This is a genomic window from Gimibacter soli, from assembly GCF_028463845.1.
GTDB lineage: Bacteria > Pseudomonadota > Alphaproteobacteria > Sphingomonadales > Kordiimonadaceae > Gimibacter > Gimibacter soli.
In genome coordinates, this window is the sequence record NZ_CP116805.1 from 1,299,832 (window position 1) to 1,318,636 (window position 18,805).

At 61.3% G+C, this 18,805-nt stretch carries 16 protein-coding genes; 6 read left to right on the plus strand and 10 right to left on the minus strand.

Annotated features, from left to right (window positions below):
* Window position 1: 1 nt before the first annotated feature.
* The 5 genes from PH603_RS06095 to PH603_RS06115 form a co-directional block, all read right to left on the minus strand.
* On the minus strand, window positions 2-1,042 hold the full coding sequence (locus PH603_RS06095) for a Gfo/Idh/MocA family oxidoreductase (RefSeq protein ID WP_289505126.1): 1,041 nt from the start codon (window positions 1,040-1,042) through the stop codon (window positions 2-4).
* A gap of 1 nt (window position 1,043) precedes the next feature.
* Window positions 1,044-1,574 carry a molybdenum cofactor biosynthesis protein B gene (moaB, locus tag PH603_RS06100; protein WP_289505127.1) on the minus strand — a complete coding sequence of 177 codons (531 nt, stop codon included), beginning with the start codon at window positions 1,572-1,574 and terminating at the stop codon, window positions 1,044-1,046.
* 9 nt (window positions 1,575-1,583) lie between these two features.
* Window positions 1,584-2,621: a GTP 3',8-cyclase MoaA gene (gene moaA / locus PH603_RS06105; protein WP_289505129.1), complete on the minus strand. Its 1,038-nt coding sequence runs from the start codon at window positions 2,619-2,621 to the stop codon at window positions 1,584-1,586.
* Window positions 2,622-2,667: 46 nt separating this feature from the next.
* Entirely contained in the window at window positions 2,668-4,683 is a 2,016-nt protein-coding gene (locus PH603_RS06110) for a tetratricopeptide repeat-containing sulfotransferase family protein (RefSeq protein WP_289505130.1), read from the minus strand.
* 69 nt (window positions 4,684-4,752) lie between these two features.
* Window positions 4,753-7,158 carry a TonB-dependent receptor gene (locus PH603_RS06115; RefSeq protein ID WP_289505132.1) on the minus strand — a complete coding sequence of 802 codons (2,406 nt, stop codon included), beginning with the start codon at window positions 7,156-7,158 and terminating at the stop codon, window positions 4,753-4,755.
* Between the two features lie 229 nt (window positions 7,159-7,387).
* Between PH603_RS06115 and PH603_RS06120 the strand changes: the two genes are divergently transcribed.
* Window positions 7,388-9,448, plus strand: coding sequence for a S9 family peptidase (locus PH603_RS06120; RefSeq protein ID WP_289505133.1), 2,061 nt, complete (start codon window positions 7,388-7,390; stop codon window positions 9,446-9,448).
* On the opposite strand, the gene PH603_RS06125 is transcribed toward PH603_RS06120, so the two are convergent.
* The 4 genes from PH603_RS06125 to PH603_RS06140 are packed head-to-tail and all read right to left on the minus strand — an operon-like array spanning window position 9,445 to window position 14,214.
* Window positions 9,445-11,208 carry a SulP family inorganic anion transporter gene (locus tag PH603_RS06125; protein ID WP_289505134.1) on the minus strand — a complete coding sequence of 588 codons (1,764 nt, stop codon included), beginning with the start codon at window positions 11,206-11,208 and terminating at the stop codon, window positions 9,445-9,447. The two genes, PH603_RS06120 and PH603_RS06125, sit on opposite strands and share 4 nt — an antisense overlap.
* 34 nt (window positions 11,209-11,242) lie before the next feature.
* On the minus strand, window positions 11,243-12,988 hold the full coding sequence (locus PH603_RS06130) for a bifunctional protein tyrosine phosphatase family protein/NAD(P)/FAD-dependent oxidoreductase (RefSeq protein ID WP_289505135.1): 1,746 nt from the start codon (window positions 12,986-12,988) through the stop codon (window positions 11,243-11,245).
* A gap of 24 nt (window positions 12,989-13,012) precedes the next feature.
* On the minus strand, window positions 13,013-13,876 hold the full coding sequence (locus tag PH603_RS06135) for an MBL fold metallo-hydrolase (RefSeq protein WP_289505136.1): 864 nt from the start codon (window positions 13,874-13,876) through the stop codon (window positions 13,013-13,015).
* Window positions 13,877-13,890: 14 nt separating this feature from the next.
* The gene (locus tag PH603_RS06140) at window positions 13,891-14,214 is read right to left on the minus strand and encodes an ArsR/SmtB family transcription factor (protein WP_289505137.1); all 324 of its coding nucleotides are present in this window, start codon (window positions 14,212-14,214) and stop codon (window positions 13,891-13,893) included.
* Between the two features lie 126 nt (window positions 14,215-14,340).
* Between PH603_RS06140 and PH603_RS06145 the strand changes: the two genes are divergently transcribed.
* From PH603_RS06145 to PH603_RS06165, 5 genes are all read left to right on the plus strand, one after another.
* A complete protein-coding gene (locus PH603_RS06145) occupies window positions 14,341-14,769 on the plus strand; it encodes a YeeE/YedE family protein (protein WP_289505138.1) in 429 nt (142 codons plus the stop codon).
* Window positions 14,766-15,179, plus strand: coding sequence for a YeeE/YedE family protein (locus tag PH603_RS06150; RefSeq protein ID WP_289505140.1), 414 nt, complete (start codon window positions 14,766-14,768; stop codon window positions 15,177-15,179). The genes PH603_RS06145 and PH603_RS06150 overlap by 4 nt, the downstream gene beginning before the upstream one ends.
* A gap of 97 nt (window positions 15,180-15,276) precedes the next feature.
* Entirely contained in the window at window positions 15,277-15,786 is a 510-nt protein-coding gene (locus tag PH603_RS06155; protein WP_289505141.1) for a GAF domain-containing protein, read from the plus strand.
* A complete protein-coding gene (locus tag PH603_RS06160) occupies window positions 15,783-16,202 on the plus strand; it encodes a VOC family protein (RefSeq protein ID WP_289505142.1) in 420 nt (139 codons plus the stop codon). The genes PH603_RS06155 and PH603_RS06160 overlap by 4 nt, the downstream gene beginning before the upstream one ends.
* 87 nt (window positions 16,203-16,289) lie before the next feature.
* Complete coding sequence (locus tag PH603_RS06165; RefSeq protein WP_289505143.1) at window positions 16,290-17,876, plus strand: sensor histidine kinase; 1,587 nt, start codon at window positions 16,290-16,292, stop codon at window positions 17,874-17,876.
* Window positions 17,877-17,949: 73 nt separating this feature from the next.
* Here the strand turns inward: PH603_RS06165 and PH603_RS06170 are convergent, their stop codons facing one another.
* Window positions 17,950-18,741 carry a 3-hydroxybutyrate dehydrogenase gene (locus PH603_RS06170; RefSeq protein WP_289505144.1) on the minus strand — a complete coding sequence of 264 codons (792 nt, stop codon included), beginning with the start codon at window positions 18,739-18,741 and terminating at the stop codon, window positions 17,950-17,952.
* Window positions 18,742-18,805 lie beyond the last annotated feature (64 nt).

Genomic DNA, 18,805 nt, shown 5'->3' on the forward strand with positions numbered 1-18,805 from the left:
GTCAGATATCCCTGAGGGTGGCGGGGACCGGCATTGTGCAGCCCTTTTCGCTGCTTTCCAAGGCAAGCTCGATCAGGCGGAGGCCGGCGAGTGCGTCACGGGGGCTTGCAGGCACCGGTGCGTCGTTCAGGATGGCGTCAGCGAGTGCGCGGTAGTAAAGCCGGTAATCCCCGGCCTTTGTTTCCACCGGGCAGCTGGCTGCGCCGTCATAGAGGAAGCCATAGTCTTCTGGCGTTTCCTTGCCCCAGCTATCGCCGATGGGCAGGCGGCCTTCCTTGCGGGCCGCTTCCTGCGGGTCGAGGCCATATTTGCGCCAGCTGCCCATTGTGCCATCAAGCGCGAAACGCAGGTTCGGCGCCGCCACAAACGGGCTCGCATGCAGGGAAACTTCCTTGTCGCCATAATGCAGCAGCAGGTGGAACCAGTCGGTCGCTTCGGTGTCCTCGCGTAAGGTCCGGCAGCGGGCGGTGATGGCGTCCGGCAAGCCGAACAGCACAAGTGCCTGATCAATCAGGTGTGGCCCGAGATCGAACAGGATACCGTTGCCAAGCCCTGCTGCCTCGCGCCAGCGTTTGGTGGCAACCGGGCGGAAACGGTCGAATCTGGATTCGAGACTCCGAACTTCACCGACGGCTCCTGATTGAACAAGCTCCACCAAGGTCATGAAATCGCCGTCGAAACGCCGGTTATGGAAAACGCTGAGGGTGAGTCCCTTGGCTTCGGCCAGTTTGATCAGGTCAGCGGCTTCGCGGGACCTGATCGCAATCGGCTTTTCCACAAGCACATGTTTACCGGCTTCAAGGGCGGCCCGGGCGAGAGGGAAGTGGCTGTCGTTCGGTGACGTGATGACGATGAGGTCGGCGTCCGTAGCCGCAATCAGGTCCGGCCCCGTCTCATAGTGATGGATATGGGGATGGTCGGTGCGGAGCTCCGCCTGCCGTGAGGAGACGGCGACAAGCTCGAAAGCCGGGTCAAGGTCGATGAAAGGCAGGTGGAAGATGCGTGCCGAGGCGCCATAGCCGATGACGGCGGTGCGGATCATCTCAGCGTTCCATCAGGCGGGGCATGATGTCGACAAGATTGCAGGGCCGGTAGCGCGCGTCGAGCTCGAACTTCAGGATATTGTCCCATGCGTCCTTCACCGCGCCGGTAGAGCCCGGCAGCAGGAAGATGAAGGTGCCGCGCACGAGGCCGGCAGAGGCCCGCGATTGCAGGGTGGAAAGGCCGACCGTCTGGTAGCTCACCTGATGGAAGATCACCGAGAAGCCCTCGATTTCCTTCTCGAAAAGCGGCCGAACGGCTTCAACCGTGACATCACGGCCGGTGAGGCCGGTGCCGCCGGTGGTGATGATCGCGTCCACCGCCGGGTCATTGATCCAGCGGGTGACGATGGCCTCCACCTCGGCCTTGTCGTCCTTTACGAGCGCGCGGTCGGCGAGGATATGGCCGTCTGCCTCGATCCGCGCGGCAAGCGTGCTGCCCGAAGTGTCGGTCTCCAGCGTGCGGGTGTCGGATACAGTCAGTACGGCGATGCGCACCGGTTTGAAGGTGAGGCTTTCATCGATCCCAGCCATAAAGTCTCCTCAGCCGCCGGTGACCGACATCTGCCTTGCGACGGCGGAATCGCGGTGGGTGGCGTCGATATGGAAATCATGGCCCTTCGGCTTGCGGCCGATGGCTTCGTCGATGGCGGCATCAAGGCCGGCGGCGTCGATGCCGGCACGCATCAGGGCGCGGAAATCGGCGGCGTCGTCCTGCCCCAGGCACATATAAAGCCGCCCGGTGCAGGTGAGGCGCACGCGGTTGCAGCCATCGCAGAAATTGTGGGTGAGCGGCGTGATGAAACCAAGGCGCCCGCCGGTTTCTTCCACCCGCACATAACGCGCCGGGCCGCCGGTGCGATGGGGAATGGGGGTAAGCCGCCATTTGGCTTCAAGCTGGCTGCGGACCTCTGAAAGGGGCAGATACTGGTCCATCCGGTCGCCATCAATTTCGCCCATCGGCATGGTCTCGATCAGTGTCAGGTCCATGCCGCGCCCGTGCGCCCATTCGATCAGCGCCGGGATTTCATGGGCATTATAGTCGCTGAGCGCGACCGTGTTGATCTTGATGGAAAGGCCAGCCGCCTGTGCCGCATCAAGCCCGGCGATCACGTCCGAAAGGACAGCCCGGCGCGTAAGGCGGGCGAAGGTGTCGGGGTCGAGTGTGTCGAGCGACACATTGATCCGTTTCACACCGGCCTTGGCGAGTGTTTCGGCGTGGGTGGCAAGCTGGGTGCCGTTCGTCGTGAGGGTCAGTTCATCAAGGTTGCCGGCTTTCACTTCCGCACCCAGCCGCTCGATCAGTGTTTCAATGCCGCGCCGCACCAGCGGTTCGCCGCCGGTGAGCCGGATTTTCCGCACCCCGCGCCGCATGAAGGCATGGATCAGGGTATCGAGTTCCTCAAGCGTCAGCAGTTCGGCCTTCGGCAGGAAGGTCATGGCCTGCGGCATGCAATAGGCGCAGCGGAGATCGCAGCGGTCGGTGACGGACACGCGCAGATAGGTGATCGTCCGCCCTAAGGGGTCGATCAGGGGGCGGTTGCCTGTGTCCGCGTCCGGCATATTGGTCAGAAGGTTCATGGCGCGACCTTAGCAACGCCCCATGGGGCCGTAAAGCCGCGCTGCATCACACCTTCGGGATATAACTTTCAAAGCGGGCAAGGGTGGCAGGCCCCAAGGCTTCGGCGAGCGGCTTCAGTTCAGCTTCCACCTGCTGCCATGCGGCCACGCTTTTCCGGTAGATCGGCTGGCGGACCTGTTCGCTGCTTGCGGTGCGCACGGCGCGGTCATTTTTGTGGAATTCAAGGCAGGCGGGCTCGAACGCCACCCCGACGTGATCGAGGACAGCGCGGACGGTGGCTTCAGTATCTGCCACCATTTCCTCATATTGCACGGTCAGCACACGGCCGGGCAGGGCCTTGGCCCAATGATCCATCAGTCGCAGATAGGCATTATAGTGCGCGCCGATATGGGCGAGGTCGTAGCTCCATTCATGGCCACCGGCGAAATGCTGCTTGAAGGCGCTGTAGCCCGTGTCCATCGGATGGCGGCGCGCATCGATGACGACGGCGCCGGGCAGGATTTTGTGGATGAGGCCGACACGTTCGAAATTCGGCGGCAGCTTGTCGATGAAATAGGGCTTTCCGGTGCGGAAAAGGGCCGTTTCCTCTATATAGGCGCGTCCAAAGGCCGCCAGTTCATCGGCTGTCAGCACGCCTATATTGGCCGGCCATTCGCCGCCCGCCTTCTGGCCCGCTGCAATCCGCATATGCCGTTCGATCTGTGGCAGCGTCGGCAGTTCCATCGTGCCTTCGATCTGGCTGTGGCTCGCCAGAATCTGCTCGATGAGCGTAGAACCTGACCGCGGCAGGCCGACTATGAAAATCGGGCGCGGCAGGGCCGAGTCGGCAGGCGCCGTCATAGCCAGATTGTCACGGCTGAAGGCGGATACCAGGCCGTTGATGACGGCATCATTTTCGCCCACGTCAAACCGGATATCGGGGCGGAGGCGGGCGCCTGTACTGTACCAGCGGAAGGCGGATTTGTGGTCGCCGTCATTTTCGAACGCCTTGCCGAGCCCGTAAGCGGCCTGCGAGCGCTGCTCGCCTTTCAGCGCTTCGTCCGTTGCCAGCGTTTCCATATGCTGGCGGTCTTCGGGCGAAAAACGATAGGTCTTCATATCAGCGAGCGCCCACCAGGCGGCGCCGTTGCCGGGCACAACCTTGGCGCTTTCCGTGTAGGCGGCGATGGCCTCGTCGCGCTGCCCGAGGATTTTCAGGATATGCCCACGCAGAAGGGCGATGCGGCCGCACTCTTCAGGATCGCCAGCCAGAGGCAGGGCGGCGTCATAGGCAGCAAGCGAGGCTTCATACTGCCCCGCATGACCATGCACCCGGCCAAGGGTCAGGTGGCTGCCCACATCGCCGGGCATCAGGTGGGTCAGTTTTTCGGCTTCAGCGATGGCGCCCTTATAGTCGCCCGCTTCCTCGAGCGAGACGATGAAGGCACGGCGGAGCGGTATGTCGGCAGGGTAAAGGGGCACGGCATAGCCAAGGATTTTCGGCGCTTCCTCAAGCGCCCCCACTTGCCCGGCCAGCGTGGCGAGCGTGCGGGCCGCGGGCGGATAACCGGGCTGGCGCGACAGGAGCGCGCGGGCGATGCGTTCGGCCTCGCCGTATCGTTCGGCTTTCATGGCATCTTCGATGGCGGCCCCGTCTTTGACGAAGGGATCGGTATTGAGGGCAGCGCGGTAGGCCGCGAAGGCGCGTTCCTTGTCATCCATTTCAAGATGCAGGCGCGCGAGGAAGCACCAGCCGGGATAGAAGCTGCGGTCCAGCCCCACGGCGCGCTCAAACGCTTCAATGGCTTTGTCATGCACGCCAGCCTGCATGGCAGCGAAGCCGAGGTCGGCGGCGGCATCGCGTGAGCGTGGATGGTGGCCCACGGCGCGCTCAAACGCGGCGAGTGCGGCCGGCATATCGCCCCCGCGCATCAGCGCAGTGCCATGAAGGCTGAGGAGAATTTCATCGGAAGGGTGGTCGGCGGCGAGCGGCGCCAGCTTTGCAGCAGCATCCAGCGGGCGGCCCTCACGGATCATCCGGGCAGCAGCATCAACTTCGGCAGCATAGGGGGGCAACGACATGAATATCCTTCCGGCGGAATAGAAAACGGCGGACCCGAAGGCCCGCCGTTATGGGTACGCTCAAATACCTTAGAAGGTAAAGTCGAGACGGAGCGAGACGGTGCGTTCAGCACCATAATAGAAGTATTTCTCGCCAAGCGCCCATTCGCTGCGATAGCGCGACCGCTTGTATTCGATGATCTCGGTATTGAGCAGGTTGTTCACATAGAGGCTGAGGCGAACATTCTCGTTCACATTCACCGAGCCCGAAACGTTGACAACCTCATAGCGCGGCGACGTATCGGAATCGAGGACGTCGAAGTGCGACTTGTAGCTGCCGTAGCCGGCAAGCTCTGCACGAACCGAAGCCTCTTTCGAGAAGAGATCGAACTCTTTGTCGAGGGCGATGTAATAGTTGTACTTCGGCACCATCGTCATGTCGTCGCCCTTCTCGGCACCGATAGCCGGTGCGTCGGAGGTCATCTTGCTGTCCGTGTAGGATGCGTTGACGCTGAGGGTCAGGCCTTCCATCAGGAGAGCCGTGCTCTCGAACTCCACGCCGCGGGAGCGGGCCGAAGCCGCGTTGGCGGTGTAGGAGAAGCCGCAAGTTGGCATGTAAACGCTGGTCTGTACGCCGGTCCAGTCGATCTGGTACACGGCGGACGAAACCTGCAGACGACGATCCATGAGGAAGCCCTTGAAGCCGACCTCGTAGTTCTTGATCTTGTCCGAATTGTAGCGGTTCACATACGAGCCGACGTTTTCGTCATTCCGGCAGTCTGCCGGCGGGGTCGGGCCGTTGTTGCCGCCCGGACGGTAGCCTTCCGAATAGATGGCGAAGATCGACATTTCATCCGAAGGCATCCACGATACACCGAATTTCTTGCGGGTGCCGTTTTCCTTGCCGTCCTCGCCACGAGTTTCGGATTCGCTCGGCTCGTCGCCGATCCAGATGCCCGAAACGATCGAATGCTCAGTGTCCTTCAGATCGTAGTAGCGCAGGCCCGCGGTGAATTCGAAGGCACCGGCAGCTTCGGTTTCAAGCCGGTAGCTTGCTTCGCCGAATACGGCCATCTCGCGGGATTTCAGCTCGATCTGATTGTAGTTGTAGTTCTTGGTGTCATCGCCATAGAGACGGGCACCGATTTCGCTCGGATCACCGAGGCCCCAATAATAGCCCCAGAGGTAAGCGGCGATCGCGCGGCTCTTGTTGTCGCTCGCATGATACTGCCACTGCCCGTCCGGGCGGTTGCCGTAATCGACCGAATCATAGAAGCCGCCGATGGTCCAGTCGAAGGCGCCTGCCGTGTTAGATTGCAGGCGGATCTCGTGGGTCCAGCGCTTGTGGCCATCGTCGTTGGTGATCCAGGTCTTGAACATGTCGTTCGCGTCCGAACGCGACCAGTTGTCGAGCGACTCATGATCGAAACGGCGCCACGAACCGGCATATACAAGGTCAGCACCCTTGAAGATGTTTTCCTTGTCAACGCGCAGCGTGACGAGGTCCATCATATTGTCGGTCCAAGGGTCCAGGCTTTCCCATACCGCGAACTTCGGATTGTAGTCCGGGTTGATACTGTCATTGACACCGCGGCATTCCGGCCGCTCGCCCGAGCAGGACGGGAAGTCGAGGGCCACGTCGTAGCCATAAAGCGCATCCGGGTTTTCGGTCAGGAGCGCTTCGTAATAATAGCCGGGACGCGAACGGTCGGCATATTCATAGCCCTTGGTCTTGCTGCGTTCATGAACATAGCCGAGGACGATTTCGGTCTCAGGGTTCGCCTGCCACAGCATCTGGGCGCGGACATACATGTCCTTTTCATAGCCATAGTCAGCCGTTTGCGTGTTCAGGATTTTGCCCGAGCGGTCGGCTACCTTGCCCGTTACGCGCGCGGCAAGCTTGTCGTCCATCAGGGGAACGTTCACACCGGCATAGACGGTGGTGCCGACATCGGGGCGGTTCTTCTCGTTTTCAAAGACCGCAGCACCGAAAGCTTCAACCTCGTTGAGGCGCGGCTTGTTGGTGATGATGCGTACCGTGCCGCCGATGGCGTTGGAGCCATAGAGCGTGCCCTGCGGGCCGCGCAGGACTTCAACACGTTCGATGTCGAAAAGGTCGTCGAAGTCGTACGGAATGTCATCCGTGAACGAGCTCGAGGTATTCGGAGTCGAGTCGTTGCCGCCCGAAAGGCCGCGCAGGATCAGCTCGCCGCGCGGATTGGCGGCACCCGCCACCGTGCGGTAAACGTCTTCCTTGTTGATAAGGTTCCGTTTCAGGATTTCCTTGGCGTTAACGGCCGTGATGTTCATCGGTACTTCGACGAGCATTTCCTGGCGTTTACGCGAGGTAACAACGATTTCTTCGAGGCTCAGTTCTTCACCGTCGCCAGAGGCTTCCTGCGCTGAGACGGTTGCGGTGCTGCCCATGACACTGGCGAGGGCAACGCCGCCGAGCAGCATGCGCGCATGCCGCCGGTAGGTAAGGTGATTGGTCATCTGCTTCCACTCCCTGTTAGGGGGCTGGCTGCTTTCTGGTTTCCGATCGTGATGTCGTTAATGCAGCCTTCGCCCATGAACTGTCCGGACCGTATGGTTTGGACTTTTTTACCTAAACTTCGGTTTGACGAGCTAAGCAGGAGTCTTGCCATCAGGCAAACAAAATGATCACAATTCCGTAATGCGAACGTCATGAGATGCTGCAGGGGCAGCGCATTGGGGGGAAATCGTGAAGACCAAAATGATCAGCACCGCAGCCTTGCTGCTGGGGGGAATGCTCGCGACAGGCGCATGGGCGGATACAGCGCCGCGCGTCCTGACCGTCGACGACACCATGAAACTCGAGGCCGTGGGAAGCCCGGCCATCAGCCCGGACGGCCGCTGGATCGCCTACCGCGTGTATGGCTATGACCTTGAAGGCGATCGTGGCGCCAGCCAGATCTGGATGGTCTCGGCGGACGGCAAGGAAAAGCTGCCGATGACGGCGCCTGCGACTTGCGCACGGTCCCCGCGCTGGTCGCCCGACGGGCGCTATCTTGCTTTTCTTGCCAACAAGGAAGGCGAAGGTGATGACGCCGGCACGCAGGTCTGGCTGCTGGACCGGCGGGGCGGCGAGGCCATCCAGCACACGAAAGTCAAGGGCGGCGTGGACGATTATCTGTGGTCGCCCGATGGCAGCCGCATGCTCCTGACCATCACCGACCGCGAGCCTGAAGCTGAAAAAGGCAAGGACGGCAAGGACAAGCCGAAGCCGTGGGTGATCGACCGGCTGCAGTTCAAGCAGGATGGCGTGGGCTATCTCGATCGTCGCCGCGCGCATCTTTATCTTTATGACGGCAAGGGCGAGCCCGAACAGATCACCTTTGGCGACTATGACGACGAGAGCCCGGCCTGGAGCCCGGACGGCAAAAGCATTGCCTTCGAGAGCAACCGGACGGCGGAACCCGACGGCAATGTGAACAGCGATGTGTGGATCGTGTCGGCCGAAGCTGGTTTGAAGGACCGCCCGCTGCGGCAGCTGACCAATCATCCGGGGCAGGACGGCAGCCCCGCCTGGAGCCCGGACGGCAAGAGCATCGCCTACACGACCGTCACAACGCTCGATAAAATCTGGTATGCCACCCAACATCTGGCCGTGATCCCGGCCGAGGGCGGCACGCCGAAGGTGTTGACGGCAGATTATGACCGTATGGTCTACAAGCCGGAATTCACGCCGAACGGCAAGGCCGTGCTGGCGGTTGCTGAAGACGCGGGCGAGTTTCCGCTGATTTCGGTCGACGTGAAATCGGGCAAGGTCACGCGGCTTGATCCGGCAGGCGGCGATACTGGCGATTTTGCCATCAGCAAGAAAGGCGAAGTGATCACGACGCGGGCCACGCCCGAACGCCCGGATGCGCTTGGCAAGCTTGGCAGCAAGGGCTGGGCCCTCCTTGATGACCGCAACGCCGAGCGCCTGGCCGGTATCACGCTCGCGAGCGTGCAGAAGATCACCGCGAAAAGCGCCGATGGCACCCCGGTTGAAGCCTATCTCTATCTTCCTCCGAACTATGTAGCGGGCACGAAGATGCCGCTGATCCTGCGGCCGCACGGCGGGCCTGTGGCCCAGCATTCGGTCGGCTTCGACAAGGAAATGCAGGTGCTGGCGGCGGCAGGCTATGCGGTGCTTGCCCCCAACCCGCGCGGATCGACCGGGCACGGTGAAGATTTCTCCGCCGCCATCTTTGCAGAATGGGGCGTGAAGGATTTCGCTGACGAAATGGCAGCGGTTGACGAAGCTATCGCCATGGGCGTGGCGGACGCGGACAAGCTCGGCGTCGGCGGTTGGTCCTATGGTGGTATCATGACCAATTACGTGATCACAAAATCGACACGCTTCAAGGCGGCGATTTCGGGTGCGAGCGAGGTCAATTACACCGCCAACTATGGCCACGATATCTATCAGCTGACATGGGAAGCCGAGCTCGGCCTGCCGTGGGAGAGCCGCGAGACGTGGGAGAAGATCAACCCCTTCAATGATGTCGGCAAGGTGACGACGCCGACACTGGTGATGGGCGGCAAGGAAGACTGGAACGTACCGATCCAGAACTCCGAGCAGCTGTATCAGGCGCTCAAACGCCGCGGTATCCCGACCGAACTGGTTGTTTACCCGGATGAAGATCACGGTATCGACCGGCCAAGCTTTGTGAAGGACCGCTACCAGCGCTATATCGCCTGGTACGACTGCTATGTTCTCGGCAAGTGTGAAGCCCGGACGGCGGGCGCGAAGAAAGACGAGAAGAAGGTGGACTAAATCCCCGCCCCTTCTTCCAGGGCCTCGTCCTCCTTCGTCATGCGGGGGGCGAGGTCCAAGACTGCCTGATACTGGCTGAGGTAAACCTTGCCGGTCAGGGCACCCAGAAAATGCGAGCGTTTCAGCCGGTCCATCACCGGGCCTTTCACCTCGCTCAGATGGAAGGTCACGCCGCTGTCTTTCAGGCGGTCGTTGATCGCTTCAAGGCTTTCCAGCGCGCTTGCATCAATCGCGTTGATCGCCGGGCACATCAGTACCACATGGCGAAGTGCGGGGTTGGCGGCGACCAGATCGTAGATCCGGTCCTCAAGAAACCGCGCGTTGGCGAAATAGAGGCTTTCATCGACCCGAAGCGTCAGGAGGCTTGGGCTCGTGACCACCTTGTGGCGGTTCACATTGCGGAAATGCTCGGTCCCCGGTACCAGCCCGACAATCGCCGTGTGCGGGTTGCTGGAACGGTAAAGAAGGATCACGACCGAAAGCACCACACCCGCCGCCACGCCGTTTTCAACGCCGGATAGCAGTGTGATCAGGATGGTGGCGGCCATCGCGGCAAAGTCGCCTTTCGAATAGATCCAGGTGCGGCGGATGGCGCCAAAGTCAACGAGCGACAGGACAGCCACAATGATGGTGGCGGCGAGTGTCGCCTTCGGCAGGAAATAGAGATACGGCGTCAGGAACAGGGTGGCGACGGCGATGCCAACCGCCGTGAAGGCGCCCGCCGCCGGGGTTTCGGCGCCCGCATCATAATTGACGACAGACCGCGCGAAGCCGCCGGTGACCGGATAGCCGCCGCTCATCGCCGAGCCGATGTTGGCCGCACCAAGCGCCGCCAGTTCCTGATTGGGATCGATCCGCTGGCGCCGTTTGGCGGCAAGTGTCTGTGCAACCGATACGGATTCGACAAAACCGATGAGGCTCAGAAGGGCGGCTGCGAGCCCGAGTTCGGCGACGAGGCCAAGGCTCGGGATCGGCAGCTGCAGGCCGGGCAGGCCCACTGGCACAGTGCCGACGATTTTCACGCCCTTGTCTTCCAGCGCCAAGCCGGCGGCCGCAATCGTGGTGGCGGTAACGGCCAGCACGGGGCCTGCCTTGGTGATAACGTCCGCGAGGCGCTTGCCCATCCCGAGCGCGATCAGCACGCTTTTCAGCCGCAAGCGGACGAAATAGAGGAAAGCCACGCTGAGCGCACCGATCACCAGCGTCGGCACGTTCGTTTCGCCCATTTGGCTGACAAGCCCGTCCAGCTGCTCCACGAGCGTATGCCCGCCCGCCTTGATGCCGAAAATGGTGCCAAGCTGGCTGACGGCGATCAGGATGCCCGAGGCTGTGATGAAGCCGGATATCACCGGATGGCTCAGGAAATTGGCGAGGAAGCCGAGGCGTAATGCGCTCATGCCAATGAGGAAAACACCAGACAGCACGGCAAGTGCTGTTGCGGTTTCCACATAGCCGATGGTGCCGGGTTCGGCGATGCGGCTGACAGCAGCGGCGGTCATCAGCGAGATGACGGCGACGGGGCCAACCGCCAGCGCCCGGCTGGTGCCGAAAAGGGCATAGAAAACAAGCGGCAGGATCGAGGCATAAAGCCCCACTTGCGGTGGCAGGCCGGCGAGCATGGCGTACGCGAGCGACTGGGGGATCAGCATGATCGTCACGATCACGGCGGCCGTCAGGTCGCTTGCCAGCTGGTCGCGGCTATATAACGGGGCCCAGCCAAGGATGGGCAGGACACGGGAGAGGCGAGGGAGCAACTTCATGGCCTGTCCTCCTTGGCTGGAAACTCTATCAAACTCAGCGGCTGCTGCTATCGAAATTGCAGGCGGCTTCCACCTCGAACGGACGCGGTGCGTGCGACAGGACGTTCGGTTCTGCCAGCCACTCACGGCCCTTCAGCATCAGGTCGAAATAGATGCCGGGCATCAGTTTCTCCTTCAGGAACCAGCCGAGGAAGGTCGGCTTCGTGCCGTCGATCATCCAGCGGGGCAGGGTCGGCTGCAGCTTGCCACCGTAACCGAACTCGGCGAGGACCACCTTGCCGCGCTCGACTGTGAGCGGACAGGAGCCATAGCCTTCATAGATGGCGCTCGGCGCCTTGCCGTCGAGGATTGCAAGGGTATTGAGCGCTACCACGGGCGCCTGCTTGCGCACGGCAGCGGCTGTTTTGGCGTTGGCAGCGGAGCAGCCATCGCCAAGGCCGAAGACATTGCCGTAACGCACATGCTGCAACGTGTCGTGATGGACCTCGACCCAACCGGCAGCGTCGCCGAGCGGGCTTTTCTTCATGAAATCGAGCGGCCCTTGCGGCGGGCATACATGGATCATGTCAAAAGGCCGGGTCTCGGTGCGGGTGACACCTTCATTGTCCGTCACTTCAAAGGTTGCGGTTTTGGCAGGGCCATCGACCGCGATCAGGCTTTCCTTGAAATGGAGATGGGCGTCGTAGGCTTTCACATAGTCCATCAGTGCGGGCACATAGTCGGCAACGCCGAACAGGACAGCACCCGCCGTGTGGAAATTCACATCGATATCGCCAAGCACGCCGAGGCGTTTCCAGGCGTCGCAGGCCAGATACATGGCCTTTTGCGGCGCGCCGGCGCATTTGATGGGCATCACCGGCTGGGTGAAAAGCGCGCGCCCGGATTTCAGCGTGCGAACAAGTTCCCACGTGTAGGGGGCAAGATCGAAACGATAGTTGGAGGTAACGCCGTTCTGGCCAAGCGTTTCCTTCAGCCCCTTGATCTTGTCCCAGTCAAGCTGCAGGCCGGGGGCGGCGATCAGCACCTTGTAATGGACGCTTTCCCCGTTTTCGAGCAGCACGGCGTTGTCTTCGGGGCGGAATTCGGCGACCGCCGCCTGAACCCATTTGGCGCCAAGCGGGATGACCGACGCCATCGGACGTTTGGTCTGGTCGCGGTTGAACACACCGCCGCCGACGAGCGTCCAGCCCGGCTGGTAATAGTGAATGTCGCGCGGTTCGATGACCGTGACACTGAGATGCGGGCGGCGTTTCAGGATGCTGGCGGCAACGGCAAGGCCGGCTGCCCCGCCACCGACAATGACAACGTCATGCGGACGTGTTTTGGGGAACTGCTTGCGCAGATTGTCGGTATCGCGACGGGCGGCGGTGCCCTGAAGGCGCTCGCGCTGGCCTGAAAGGTCGTAGCCTGCCTCGCTGGCGGTCGACAGGATGGCGTCGACCGACAGGTGGCCCGCTTCCGAAAGCGCCCAAAGGGTGGCTGAACGCGTGCCGGTGCGGCAGAAAGCGAGGACAGGCCCTTCAAGGTCGGCCAGTGCCGTGCGGAACGCGCCAACATCCTTGTCGGCAATCGCGCCGGAGACAACGGGGATATCGCGCCATTCCAAGCCGTGCCGCTCGGCCGCGGCTTTCAGCGCGGCTGCCGTCGGCTGGTCGTCTTCCTCGCCGTCCGGGCGGTTGCAGACGATACCCTTGAAGCCCTGTGCCGCGAGGATGCCGATTTCGGTTTCCATGATCTGCGGCGAGACGGAAAGGCCGGGGCCGATCTTGCGGATGTCCATTTGCGCGCTCCTCGATGCTTCGCGTTACAGGGCGTTAACCGGGATTTTCAGGTAGGTGACGCCGTTATCGTCCGGCGGCGGCATGTGCCCGGCCCGCATATTCACCTGCACCGACGGCAGGATGAGGCGCGGCATATCAAGCGTTGCGTCGCGCTTCTCGCGCATCGCCACGAAGGTGTCCTCCGCGACACCCTGATGGATATGGATATTGGCTGCCTTTTCTTCGCCGACCGTGGTTTCCCAGCGGTAATCTTCGCGGCCCGGCGCCTTGTAATCATGGCACATGAAAAGGCGGGTCTCTTCGGGCAGGGCAAAGAGCTTCTGCACAGATTTAAAAAGCGTGTGGGCGTTGCCGCCGGGGAAATCGCAGCGCGCGGTGCCATAGTCCGGCATGAAAAGCGTATCGCCAAGGAAGCCTGCGTCGCCGATCACATAGGTCATGCAGGCGGGCGTATGGCCGGGGGTGTGGATCGCCCTCGCTTCGATGCTGCCAACCTTGAAGGTTTCGCCGTCCTTGAACAGATGATCGAATTGGCTGCCATCGCGGGCGAAATCGGTGCCGGCATTGAACACCTTGCCGAACACATTCTGCACGACCGTGATGTTGAAGCCGATGCCCATGCGCCCACCAAGCTTTTCCTTCAAATAGGGCGCTGCCGAAAGGTGATCGGCATGGACGTGGGTTTCGAGGATCCAGTCGATGGTCAGGCCCTCGGCCTTCACGAAAGCGATAAGCTTGTCGGCCGTCTCGGTGCTGGTGCGGCCGGAATTCGGGTTATAGTCGAGGACTGAATCCACAATCGCGGCATGCTTCGTTGCCGGGTCAGCCACGACATAGCTGACGGTGAAGGTGGGCTCGTCGAAAAAGGCGGTGACAATCGGGTTCATCGGGGCACGTCCTTTCATTCGTTGGTGTCGGCGTCGGGGCCGAAAGCATTGCAGAGCGCGTCGATCAGCAGATTGATGCGGATATCTGCGATGCTGTAGTAGACCGTTTTCGAATCGCGGCGGGCGGTGACCAGCCCTTCTGCCCGCAGCCGGGCAAGATCGCGCGAGAGCGTGGGCTGTTTGACCCCCGTCTCGGCCTCGATCGTGCCCACCGATTTTTCGCCTTCGATCAGGGCACACACCGCCAGAAGGCGGTTCGGGTGCGACATCGTTTTCAGGAGGGCAGCGACGTCGCTGGCGCGTTCCCTGAGCTCGGGCAATTGATCGGGTTTAGGCATGGGCAAAAGGCTCCTTCTTCATCCTGGCATTGATTTCGGGCTTGCCGTTCTCTCTTCATATGACATATATCAGTTTTGTTAAATGTAAAGTGTCATGCGACCACTTGACGCAACAGGAGAAGGAAAATGACCGAATTTACGCCGGTTTCAGCCCTGATCGGCGGCGCGCTCATCGGGCTGTCGGTCGTCTTTTTCATGGCGACGATGGGCCGAATCGCCGGGATCAGCGGTATTGTCAGCGGCCTGATGGCGCCGAAAGGCAGCGATTTCGGCTGGAAACTCGCATTCGTCGCCGGGTTGATGGCGGCGCCTTTTGTTTACGCGATGGTGCGGCCTGAAGACGTTTCGGTCGCTTTCCCGCACAGCATCGGGTTCATCGTGGCGGGCGGCCTGCTGGTGGGTATCGGGTCGCGGCTTGGTAGCGGCTGCACCAGCGGCCACGGCATCTGCGGCATGGCGCGCCTGTCGCCGCGGTCGATCGTTGCCACGCTGACCTTCATGGCGACCGGCATCATCACCGTATTCGTCATCCGGATGATCGGGGGTGCAGCATGAAGATCGCGGCTTCTTTCATCAGCGGTGGCCTTTTCGGGCTCGGGCTTGTCATCTCCGGCATGTCGAACCCGGCCAAGGTGATCGGCTTTCTGGATATCGCCGGCAACTGGGACCCGAGCCTCGCTTTCGTGATGGCGGGTGGCCTTATTGTCACCGCCATCGGCTACCGGCTGGTTTTCCGGCGCACGGCGCCCGTGTGTGACAGCCAGTTTCATGTGCCGACAAACCGGGTGATCGATGCCCGGCTCATCGGCGGCGCTGCCATTTTCGGGATCGGCTGGGGGCTTGGCGGCTTCTGCCCCGGCCCCGGCATCGTCGCGACCGCACTAGGCCACATTGAGGCCATTGCCTTTGTGGCGGCGATGCTTGCCGGCATGTGGCTGAAGGACAGGCTTTTCGGCACTGCCTGAAACGTGATGGCAGGGGCGGGGCGCGTGCGATTGACAGGCCCCCGCCCCCCATGACAAGTTGCCCCGAAATTACCCACAAGAAGAAACGGGGACAGTCATGGCGGAAGCCATCAATATCGATCTCACCGCCTCGAAGGCGGACCGCTACCGCCAGACGCTTGAAAGCCTTGAGGCCGTGCTGGAAAGCGAGGGCAACCTGACCGCCCGCATGGCCACGGTTTCCTGCCTCCTTTCGGGCGCATTCCCTGAAACCTATTTCTGGACCGGCTTCTATATCGTCGATCCCGAAAAGCCGGCTGAACTGGTCGTCGGGCCTTATCAGGGCACGCTCGGTTGCCTGCGCATCCCGTTCGGCCGCGGGGTTTGCGGTACGGCGGCGGCTGAAGGCAAAACCCAGATCGTGGAAGACGTGCATGCTATCGCAAACCACATTGCCTGCGACAGCCGCAGCCAGTCGGAGATCGTGGTGCCGGTGACCGACGCCGAGGGACGGCTGATTGCCGTTTTCGACGTTGATTCGACTGAGCTTGCATCTTTTGATTCCATCGACCAGCTTTGGCTTGAGCTGATCATGAGCCGCATCTTTGGCCCGGGGAGGACTTCGTGAAGTTTCTGCATACGATGGTGCGCGTCACCGACCTTGACGCCTCGCTTGATTTTTATGTGAACCAATTGGGGCTTGTTGAAGTATCGCGCAAGGAAGTGCCAGCTGGCCGCTTCACGCTCGTTTATCTGGCGGCCCCCGGCGACAAGGGCGGCGAGATCGAGCTGACCTACAACTGGGACCCGGAAGAATACACGGGCGGGCGCAACTTCGGCCATGTGGCCTTCGCGGTTGATGACATCTACGAAAAGTGCGCGGCGCTCGCGAAGGGCGGGGTAACGATCAACCGTCCGCCGCGTGACGGCTATATGGCCTTTGTGCGCAGCCCCGACGGCATCTCCGTGGAACTGCTGCAAAAAGGCGGGCCGCTGCCGCCACAGGAGCCCTGGGCATCAATGCCGAACACCGGCACATGGTAAAGACGATTGCCATTGGGGATAGTTACGTTAAATTCGACGAATATTAACAATCCCTTCATCATTTTGGCGCTCAATATCAACTCCTGAATGAGTGGGCTTTCCGTGAAACTACATTGGGCTAACCGGATTTCCTTCAAGCTGGCGCGCACGGCGGTGATCATCGCCTTCACGCTGGGCATGGTGCTGTCTGCAGCCCAGGTCTATCTCGACTATCTTGAAGAAGGCGACAACCTCGACAACCGGGTGCTGAAGGCGCTTGAGGTGGTTGACAAGTCTGCGACCCGCGCGGTCTTGATCCTTGATAGCGATCTCGCGCAGGAGGTCGTCCTCGGCCTCATGGAATATGACTATATCACCGAAGCGGCGATCCTTGATGATAACCGCACCGTCCTTGCCGGCCGTCGCCGCGAGGAACGCCAGATGGATGGCGGGGTGCGCTATGCCCGCATGCTTATCAACGACATGGTACCGTTCGACTATCAGCTGACCCTGCCGGTCGCGATGGCGGAACGTCCGGGCAGCTTGCATGTGGTGGTCGATCGCGCGGTCGGCCTGCAGCCTTTCTTCTCGCGTGCCACGACGACCTTCCTTTCAGGCTTCGTCCGTAACTTCGTCCTCGTGGTTCTGCTGTATTACGCATTCCACCAGGGGCTGACGAAGCCGCTGCAGACGGTTGTGCAGAATATTTCACAGATCAATCCCGAGCATCCGGGTGAACAGCGCATTTCGGTGCCGAAAGCACACCAGAATGACGAGATCGGGCAGCTGGCCAGTCAAGTCAACCTGTCGCTCGATGCTGTGCAGGTGCTCTTGGATAACTTAAGGTCTACCAACCGTGCCCTGTCGGCGAGCGAGGAGGCCCTGCGCCGCCGCTCGTGGGAGCTGGAGCAGGAAGTGGATCGTACCAAGCAGGCGACCCGCGAACTGATCATCACCAAGGAACAGGCCGAGGCTGCCAACCGCGCGAAAAGCGTGTTCCTCGCGAACGTCAGCCACGAGCTGCGTACGCCCCTCAACGCCATCATCGGCTTCTCGTCGATCATGGCCGACCAGATGTTCGGCCCCATTGGCCACAATAAATACCGCGAATATCTGCATGATATCCGCTCCTCGAGCCAGCATCTCTCCGATGTGCTTGGCGAAGTGCTCGATCTGGCCAAGATCGAGGCCGGCCAGATGAAGATCGAGGAAGAAGTCGTCGACATGATCAAGCTGTGCGACGAAAGCCGCGCGCTTTGCAACGCGCAGGCTGCCGCCAAGGGCTTCTCGATTTCGCTCGCGCTGCCGGAAGACCTGCCGAAGGTGAAAGGCGACCGCCTGCGCATCAAGCAGTCGATCCTCAACCTGTTGTCGAACGCCGTGAAATTCACCGCGCAAGGTGCAGGCGATGTGGCGCTTAGCGCTGCCGTGGATACGAACGGTAATCTGACCGTGACCGTTGTTGACCATGGCATCGGCATTTCGGAAGAAGAACAGAGCCTGATCTTCTCGCCCTTCGTTCGCTCGGCAAGTGCCCTCAGTCGCAGCCACGAAGGCACGGGGCTTGGTCTGTCGCTCGTCAACGCCTTCATGGAAATGCATCAGGGCTGGGTGACGCTCGAAAGCGAGCTCGGCAAGGGCTCGGTCTTCACCCTGCATTTCCCGTCGGAACGCGTGGTTACCGCCCAGGCCTGAGCCAAAAGAACTTCAAAGGAAAAGGCCGGCGCTCGGGTGAGCTGCCGGCCTTTTCGTTTTCAGGATAGCTGTGTCAGCGTGCCGTCCAGGCCCCGTCCATCGTGAGGGACGAACCGGTGGTCGACCGACCGGCATCGGACGCGAGGAAGACGGCGAGGGCTGCCAGTTCTTCAACTTCCACAAAGCGTTTGTTGGGCTGCGAGGCGAGGATCACCCTCTTCACAACCTCTTCTTCCGACAGGCCATGCACTTTCGCCTGATCGGCAATCTGGCCGTCCACCAGCGGCGTGCGGACATAGCCGGGGCAAATGGCGTTGACGGTGAGATTCTGGTCTTCGGCGGTTTCGAGGGCTGCGGTTTTCGTGAAGCCGACAACGCCGTGCTTGGCCGCCACATAGGCCGACTTGAACGGCGAAGCGACAAGGCCGTGGACGCTCGCGATATTGATCACACGCCCGAAACCGCGCTTGCGCATGCCGGGCAGGGCGGCACGGGTGGCATAGAAGGTGGCGGAAAGATTGAGCGCGATGATCGCTTCCCACTTGTCGACGGGAAACTCGTCAATCGCGGCCACATGCTGGATACCGGCGTTGTTCACAAGGATATCGACAGCACCGAAGGCCGCCTCGGCCTCGGTCACCAGCCGGGTTGCTTCCTCGCCCTTCATCAGATCTGCCCCGATGAAGCCTGCTTCCACGCCGAAATCTGCCTTGATCGCCGCCTTGATGCGCTCGATCTCTGCCGGGTCGCCGAAACCGTTCAGGACCACACTCGCGCCTGCCTCGGCAAGGCCGCGGGCGATTCCAAGCCCGATTCCGCTCGTTGAGCCGGTGATGAGGGCAACTTTTCCGGACAATGGTTTCATGATTGAAACTCCTTGGATATGTTGCGCTGCACTATAAACCAAGGCCAGCCTTGGATGCGAGAGA